The organism is Pantoea sp. Morm (assembly GCF_016643525.1).
GTDB lineage: Bacteria > Pseudomonadota > Gammaproteobacteria > Enterobacterales > Enterobacteriaceae > Pantoea > Pantoea dispersa.
On record NZ_VOQX01000019.1, the window covers coordinates 65525 to 73220 of the forward strand.

Annotated in this window: 5 protein-coding genes and 2 pseudogenes; all 7 read right to left on the reverse strand. The window is 48.9% G+C overall.

The genetic code is table 11. The features are described from left to right. Positions 1–112: 112 nt before the first annotated feature. Complete coding sequence (locus FT726_RS09315) at positions 113–472, reverse strand: DUF1493 family protein (RefSeq protein WP_288421107.1); 360 nt, start codon at positions 470–472, stop codon at positions 113–115. Next, a pseudogene (locus FT726_RS09320) lies at positions 466–678 on the reverse strand (STM2901 family protein); the annotation flags it as partial. The gene FT726_RS09315 and the pseudogene FT726_RS09320, both read right to left, overlap by 7 nt. Positions 679–970: 292 nt before the next feature. Beyond that, a complete protein-coding gene (locus FT726_RS09325) occupies positions 971–1687 on the reverse strand; it encodes a M48 family metallopeptidase (protein ID WP_288421106.1) in 717 nt (238 codons plus the stop codon). Further along, positions 1687–4782: a type I restriction endonuclease subunit R gene (locus tag FT726_RS09330; protein WP_288421104.1), complete on the reverse strand. Its 3096-nt coding sequence runs from the start codon at positions 4780–4782 to the stop codon at positions 1687–1689. The genes FT726_RS09325 and FT726_RS09330 overlap by 1 nt, the downstream gene beginning before the upstream one ends. Before the next feature lie 20 nt (positions 4783–4802). Then, on the reverse strand, positions 4803–5870 hold the full coding sequence (locus tag FT726_RS09335) for a macro domain-containing protein (RefSeq protein WP_288421102.1): 1068 nt from the start codon (positions 5868–5870) through the stop codon (positions 4803–4805). Then, complete coding sequence (locus FT726_RS09340; protein ID WP_258980360.1) at positions 5867–6523, reverse strand: DUF4433 domain-containing protein; 657 nt, start codon at positions 6521–6523, stop codon at positions 5867–5869. The genes FT726_RS09335 and FT726_RS09340 overlap by 4 nt, the downstream gene beginning before the upstream one ends. Positions 6524–6535: 12 nt before the next feature. Beyond that, positions 6536–7015, reverse strand: a pseudogene (locus tag FT726_RS09345) (restriction endonuclease subunit S); the annotation flags it as partial. Between the last annotated feature and the right edge of the window lie 681 nt (positions 7016–7696).

Sequence of the window (7696 nt, forward strand, 5' to 3'; positions counted from 1 at the left end):
ATGATGGTTTTTGCTGTGAATGGGCGGGGATGATTATGCGTTTATGTTGCGCGGTTATTTGAGGCCTGGCAGATTTGGGCTCCATGCTTTTAAGCTACTTAAAATTTGCCTCTCAGGCTTCTTTGAGATCATATAGCCAGCGCCCTGCTTTTGCTGATTCAATTAACATCTGAAGCGTTAACGGCTTCGGCGCTTGATCTGAGATTCTCTGTGATTTAGGGCGAAGAAAGTTTGGTATCAGACCTTTTTCATAAGGCCAGTATGTCAGGAAGTCAAAACCACGGTTATCAACGTCGAAACGCTGAAAATAGTCTTGCATAATTTCATCACCGGTTTCCCGCGCCCAGGGATATGGACCGGTGTTCAGACTGGTTTTATAGCTCAATTCGGGTTGGGTTCTGGAGAAGAGTGGCCTGGCATTGTAATTTTCCTGATACCACTTCAGTACTGCAATTTCGATATCGCTTACCATAATAGATCATCCTTTCTTGCTATGGTGTTGTAAGTACGAAGCGAGTTTAAGCTTATACGCATAACGTCATTCATGACAAATGCAATACCTAAAATAGGTATCCAGCGACCGGCAAAAGCGCCCAGACTAGTTACGTAGCTAAAACGTAGATGTCTGATACTCTCATTAATTAGAGAAGGCCAGCGATTAACTCGAAACTTTAACCAGTACTTGGGAATTCATTAAAGATAAATATCCCCTCCAACCTCTGGAAAAGATCGTTTATCATCACAAATAAATTTATCACTTTTTTAAATTATCTTGCAACCATAAACACAATTAAGGATTTCAATGCTCATGCAATCACTAATAGCTGTGATTAAAATAAAAAAACGCATTCAAAAAAACCAAGTTATAAAAAGCATTCCCACACATGTAAAAACCACTTAGAAAGAGAGACGATTTAATAGCCTCGAAATTTCACAGCCTGAAATTAATAGTAAAGGAATCTGCAATCAATTACCATTCCCACCGTTCAAATGCTAAGGGCATTTTATTTAACAAATCTCGCCGCTCGCGCCAGTTAGGGATCAAGCGGTCCATATGTAGACGGAAACGCTCGTTGTGATGACGCTCCAGTAGATGAACCAGTTCATGCACCAGAATATACTCCAGACACTCAGGTGGTTTCTTAACCAGTTCCAGATTGAGCCAGACTCGCTTTGTGGTGGTATTACAGGTGCCCCAAAAGGTTTTCATCTTTTTTATGCCCCAGAACGTCGGGGAAACGCCGGTTCTGTCCTGCCATTCGGGTAGTAATTTAGCGACCTGCCGTTTCAGCTCATGCCGATAAAAATCGGTTAATACCAGCCCCTTATTTTCATTGCTGGTTCCCGGCTGAACATAAAGCTGGAGTTTATTATTTCCCGCAATTTTCACCTCATGACGTCCCTGACGCTCGATCACAAACAAGCGATATTTACGACCCCAAAGATAGTGGCATTCTCCGCTGACCATCTCCCGCTCTGACTGGCGTGGCTGTCTGGCGAAATCCTGCTGTTGTTTTCGGATCCAGCGAAAGCGGGAAGCGACCGCCATTCGTATCGCCGTTTCTGTCATGTGTTCCGGGGCTGAAACGCGGACTTTGCCGTCAGGCGGCAGGACGCTGATATGCAAGTTCTTAATCGCTTTACGATTGATCTGTAAGCGCAGCGTGCCTATCTGCATGACCGGCATCAGTGGTATTCCTTTTGCTTGCGGGCAAGCTCAAGAACGTCATCAATATTGACGTTATAACTGGCGGTTTCTTCGCGCAGTGCACGGGCAAGTTCTCGTTCCTTAAAACGATCGCCAATCCACTCCGCTTTTTTGGTATAGCGGATTGTCGTATCAATACGGGTTGCCAGCACCTCGTCATGACCGAAGTTATCATAAAACGCGCGCTTTGCCTGCGTATCCATTGTTTCAGGATAGGATGCTCCGTTGGTTTGTTCTGGGCGTATGACCTGCTTGCTCAAATCCCGGATACGTTCCAGATACTGCTGATAATCAAGCGCATTCTGGCGGCGTAGGGTAATTAGCTCATCCAGCAACAGCGACATGCGCCCGTAGTATTTCGGGTTAACCGGGTTTTCATCCACGATAGTTTTTCGCACGTTGTTCTCGATGGTTTCCGCCATCGCATCCTGATTGTTGCGGATCTCGTCCGGCAGAGCCGCGGTTGCTGCTGCGCCTTTTTCAACAATCAGCTCAATCAGGCTTAACTCTTCGAAATCCATAAGCACTTCGCTACCGTCGGCGCGAACGTACATATCCAGCAGGTGGCGCATGGCGGGCTCAAAGCGCTTCATGTCCAGCAGATCGCCGCTGGTCAGTTTAATGTCGTAGCGCAGTCTCTCGAATTTAGCGACTTCGGCTCGGATGCTTTCCACTTCTTCATCGGTATAACCAGCTTCCTGCATTTCATTTGCCAGGTTGGCGTAAGCACGCAGCAGGCGGGCGACATTCTGATAGAACGACAGGCGCAGCGCCTCTTTTTCGCCTAATATCGTCTGGTTTTCCCCTGACTGGCCGCAGAAATAGTGCTGATAGTCCTGCAATTCGCGCGGTGCCCTGACGGGTTCACATAGGCTGCGAACTACCTCTAGCGCGCTGTCGAGATCCAGCTTTGCCTGCTCCAGACGATTTTTCAGCAGGCCATCAACATCATCCCGATCGTAATCGTCAAACGCGTCCGTGGTGTAATCGGTTATCGCTTTATCCAGAGATCGGAACAGATCTTTATAATCGATAATATAGCCGTATTCTTTATCTTCACCGTCCAGCCGGTTTACCCGACAAATCGCCTGAAACAGCGTATGGTCTGTCATGGTTTTATCAATATAAAGATAGGTAGCAGACGGTGCATCAAAGCCGGTTAGCAGCTTATCCACCACGATAAGCAAACGCATTTGCCCCGGTTCATTGATAAAGCGTTGCTTAACGTCTCGCTCGAATTCGGCGATACGACCAGCAATCTTCTCTTCGCTTTGTTCAAAATAGTCAGCCAGCATTTTGCGATAGGTCGAGAATTTGTAAAGTTTCTCGGTCAGGCCCGCGCCTGTTTCTTCACCTTTGATACTGGCAGCATCGGGACGGAAGCTGGTTACAATAGCCACTTTTCCAGCCAGATCTGTCTGGCTAAACATCTCGTAAACCTTACAAGCCTGATACACACTACTGCATACCAGCATAGCGTTGCCGCGCCCGTCCATCAGCCGCGGGCGGGTATCCATATCCAACAAAATATCATTAACTATCTGCTCCAGCCGTGACTTGCTGGAAAGCAGTTTCTGCATTGAGCCCCACTTCTGTTTAAGCTGGGTTTTGGCTAAGTTCGACAGGCCACGCGTTTTGGCTTCAAACCAGTCATCGACCTTTTTCTCAGACGTCAGATACTGGTCAATATCGCGTGCCTCATAGCGTAGATCCAGCACCACCCCGTCGGCCACAGCCTCATCAAACTTGTAGGTGTGGATATAAGGGCCGAACACCTCCACTGATTTCTTTTTATCTTTCTTCATCAGTGGCGTACCGGTAAAACCGATGAACAAAGCTTCCGGAAGAATGGCGGTCATCGCGTTATGCAACTTGCCGGACTGCGTGCGGTGGCACTCATCCACGAAGACAAACAAGTCGCCTTTGGCCCGGAACGTTTTCGTCAGAGATTGTTGCAAATCGGTGATGAAGTCGTCAGTTGCGGCAGCGTCTTCCGCCTCGCTACGACGACCAAACTTATGCACCAAAGAGCAGATGAGCCACGGGTTCGGATGGTTAAGCGTCGCAATAAGGTCGTTGCCGCTAGAGGAGCGATAAATCTCTTCATCCACACCCATAAACACGCTTTCGATCTGTTCATCCAGCTCGGTGCGGTCGGTCACAATCAGCACGCGTGAATTCGGCACATTTTCGCGGATCCACTTCGCCAGCCAGACCATCGTCAGGCTTTTACCCGATCCCTGCGTGTGCCAGATAATCCCGCCTTCACGACGGGCAATATGCTGTTTAGCTGCCTCGACGCCAAAGAACTGATTATGGCGACAGAGTTTTTTCACCCCAGCGTCAAAGGCCATGTAGTTATGGACGATATCCAGCAGCCTTGATTTGCTGCAAAGGCGGCTTAAATGAAAGTCGAGTTTATGCGTGTATGCGCCGGTGTTCTCTTCTTTCCACTCCAGATAATATTTTTCCGGCGTTTCAATGGTGCCGTAGCGCAGCCCCTGCGTATCGTTACCTGCCATCACCAGTTGCATGGTGGTAAAGAAATTGCGGATAAAGGTTTTCTTCTGATTGTCGAGATTCTGCCGGATGCCTTCGCTAACGTGGACTGATGAGCGTTTAAGTTCAATAACGCCCAGCGCGATGCCGTTAACGTACAGCACCAGATCCGGGCGTTTGCTGTACACGCCTTTTACCGTCACCTCGTCGGCGATGGCGAAATCATTAGCTTCAGGATTTTCCCAGTCAATCAGCCACACGGTCTGATTCTGCTCGCCCGCGCCTTCCTTTTCCTTCACGCCGTAACGCAGCAGGCGATAGACCTCTTTATTGGCGTAATACAGCTTCTTACCTTCGCCCAGCGCGGCGGCGGAATCCAGCTGCCGAAGTGTGCGGGTAACCAGCGTATCGCTGACGCCGCGCCGCTTCAGCCATGCGCTCAGTATGTCCGTGTCGATATTGCTGTCACCGGCATATCCTGCGCTGCGGCCCAGATAGCGGTATCCTAAATCCTTAACAAAAAACTGAATCAAACGCTGCTGTGTGGCGCGTTCGCGCTGGCCGATAGTACTCAAAGGGCGCTCTCCCTAGATGTTCAGCAATGGAACTCCATGACGCGGTTAATGGCGAATTGAAGATGATTATCATCGAAGAGCTTCATCTTACGGCTGGCCCAGCGTTCACCTGCAGGCCATTGGTGAAGCCCCTCTTTTACGGAATCCAGCGTGGGCAGGCATTCTCCTCGTGTCAGCAACCAGTCAACGGTCGCCAGCAGCTCCAGACCAAACGGTGATTCAAAGCCGTCAATCAACTGACTGACCTGCTCAAGCGCCGGTAGCCACTCTTTGGCCTCAATGTTCAGCCAGAGGTTGACGTGTTCTTTTTCCCGATCGTTAAACCAGATTACGTCCAGCGGCTGGCTGTCTGGGATGCGTTTCTCGGCTTTCAGATAGGTGCCGTCCAGCGCATTAAGCAGATGGTTCAGGTTGGGAGAGAAAGGACCGTAATTGTGCGCCTCAAAGCGCAGCTTTAACACGTCCTCCTGCTGGTGCAGTTCAATAGCACGTTGTAACAGCCATGCCAGCTTCTGGATTTCCAGCAGGCTGCACTCCATGCCCAGCACCCAGTAGCGGCGCACTAGTTCAGCGATCATCGCTCTAGCGGGTGTGAGCTTTTTTACGCCGGTGCTCTTGGCGACGTTCTGATATTTTTCGGTGGGCTCATAAATCAGGATTTCTGTGCCCGGGAGATCGCCCAGCGCAGATTCAATCCGCGCCCGGACGTCCGGCCAGTTCAGTCCGCCGTTGCCCGCGCCCAGCGGGGGAATGGCGATGGACTTCACTTTCTCTTCGATCAAAAAGCGGCGCAGGTCCTGCAAGCCATTTTCAATCCACTCCATGCGGGAGTCGGCGCGCCAGTGCTGCTTGGTGGGGAAGTTGACAATCCAGCGTGGCCCCATCAGTTCGCCGGTTTCGGTAATAAACATCTTGCCGGTCATGACCTGCTTTTGCTTGCAGGCGAGGGCATAGGCTTTCATATTGTCGGGGAAGCGCTCTTTGAACATCAGCGCGATGCCTTTACCCATGACACCGACGGTATTAACCGTATTCACCAGTGCTTCCACGGGCGCGTCCAGTAAATTGCCTTGTGTAAATGTCATCATGAGAAGTACCACCCGGCCCGTGCGTGTACGGGCATTGACAGATTGCGTTGCGACAGCCATTGCTCTAATTGTAACCTGACGCCATCGTTGTAACAAATCATCCCGCCCAGCAGTGAGATTGGGCAGTGCTTCCAGATTAACGCCTCAGCCTGATAGCGTTCGAACTTGCCAAGATCGTCCTGATCGCGACGGAAATCCCGTGCTTGTAAGATTGGCCAGTCGATCCGATGCAGGTTGTTTAGATCGGTATAGTAATTCGCCAGATTATAGTAGGCGTGGCTGTCGGTAAACACGAAGGGGACGTTCTGCGCCGCCACGTGTCGCAGGCTGCTGACCAGAATGACGATTTCCTCGTTGGGGCGCTGCGTAATGCCGCCGCGCCCGCTGTGGATATTCATCAGCATCGGCGAGAAGGGGGTAAAGTAAAACGGCACATAGTCATGCAGCGTTCCGCCCGTCCCGGCAGGCACCGGATGCCCGGCGCGTTTGTCGATAAGCTCCGGGTTGCCGATATTGATCCAGTTTTCCGCCTGCACCGGACTGTTGCCGCAGTGCAGGCCGTTGTCCAGTATCCACGGGATATTGTCCCGATGGACAATGCGCCAGATCAGGACTTTTTCCGGGTTGAGGTTGGCGCTATAGTCATAAGCCATGTACTTTCCCTTTTATATTAAGCGGGTTTTCCCGGTTAACAGTTCCTGCATCATCCCCTGTTTTAGCTGGCGGGTTTTGTCCAGACGCTGTTGCAGGGTCTGAATGTCCTTGTCCATATCGGAGAGGATGGCGGTAATGGCGGTTTGTTCTTTTTTATCAGTTGGTAAGAACAACGGTATTTTTTTGATTAAACCCGCCGTATAGCTTAATTGTTTTGTCCCCTGACAGTATTTAAATGCCAAGGTATCACCATTGTAAACATACCAGTGATAAAGAAAGTTACTATCCAGCTTATTATTGGGATAGATAGCCATACATGACTGATTTGTAGCAGAAGGTTTACCGACAATTCCGCAAGCGCCGCGTGTTCCTGCGGCTTCAAGACCTGTTATCGCCATCAGGAATGTTCCTGCTGGATGAATTTTTAGATTTGTATCTTTAATAGCACTGTCACTAATTTTCTCTATTGTGTCATTAATAACACAATAATTAGTCAAATCCATTTTAAAACAAGACACGACTATTGTACATTAAAAAACTCGGAGATTGTTAGAGAAATGTTTTCAATGACCTTCAATGGATACAGTATTAGCCAATCAGTTCCTGTATCGTGAACAATAAGTCTATTTCTAGATGTCCCAACCGTAATGCAGGAACAGAGTATTGCTATTTCAAAGTAATGCAATGCCAGATCCATGAATAAGATAGGAAGCGCCGTTGCAATTGGCACAACATGCACCGGCTGCAATCCTCTAGACCTGCCTCATACAAGACTAATACGATCGGCATCCGATTAGAACTACTTTAGGACTCGGGTGCGAGACCTGATCCTAGCCTCTGTTAATAATACACAAGTTGAGTAGCCGGTTCGTTAATGCTCCAGAAGGCTATCAATAACAGATGGCGCTGTCCTCTCCCGTCAGCCATCACTGCCAGCTCTGTCTTGGGGAGTGTCTTAGGGAGCATCCTTTATAAGGTCCTCCGGGCCGGATATTAAAGTTAACAGGTAACAAGAACGAATCGGGCAGCTAATTTATTTAATTTTCTACAAGGTCTGACAAATAAAATTCGTTTTTAATTATTTATAGATATTCAGAACTTTATAGTTAAATATATAAATAAAGTTAATTTGCAGAATATGGTTAAAATGACGTCAGGAATGACGTCAATAA

What these genes read in the sequence shown, in the direction of transcription:
- FT726_RS09340 (WP_258980360.1), bottom strand. Translation starts at nt 6,523, where the DNA reads ATGGCTTATGACTATAGCGCCAACCTCAACCCGGAAAAAGTCCTGATC.
- FT726_RS09325 (WP_288421106.1), bottom strand. Translation starts at nt 1,687, where the DNA reads ATGCCGGTCATGCAGATAGGCACGCTGCGCTTACAGATCAATCGTAAA.
- FT726_RS09315 (WP_288421107.1), bottom strand. Translation starts at nt 472, where the DNA reads ATGGTAAGCGATATCGAAATTGCAGTACTGAAGTGGTATCAGGAAAAT.
- FT726_RS09335 (WP_288421102.1), bottom strand. Translation starts at nt 5,870, where the DNA reads ATGATGACATTTACACAAGGCAATTTACTGGACGCGCCCGTGGAAGCA.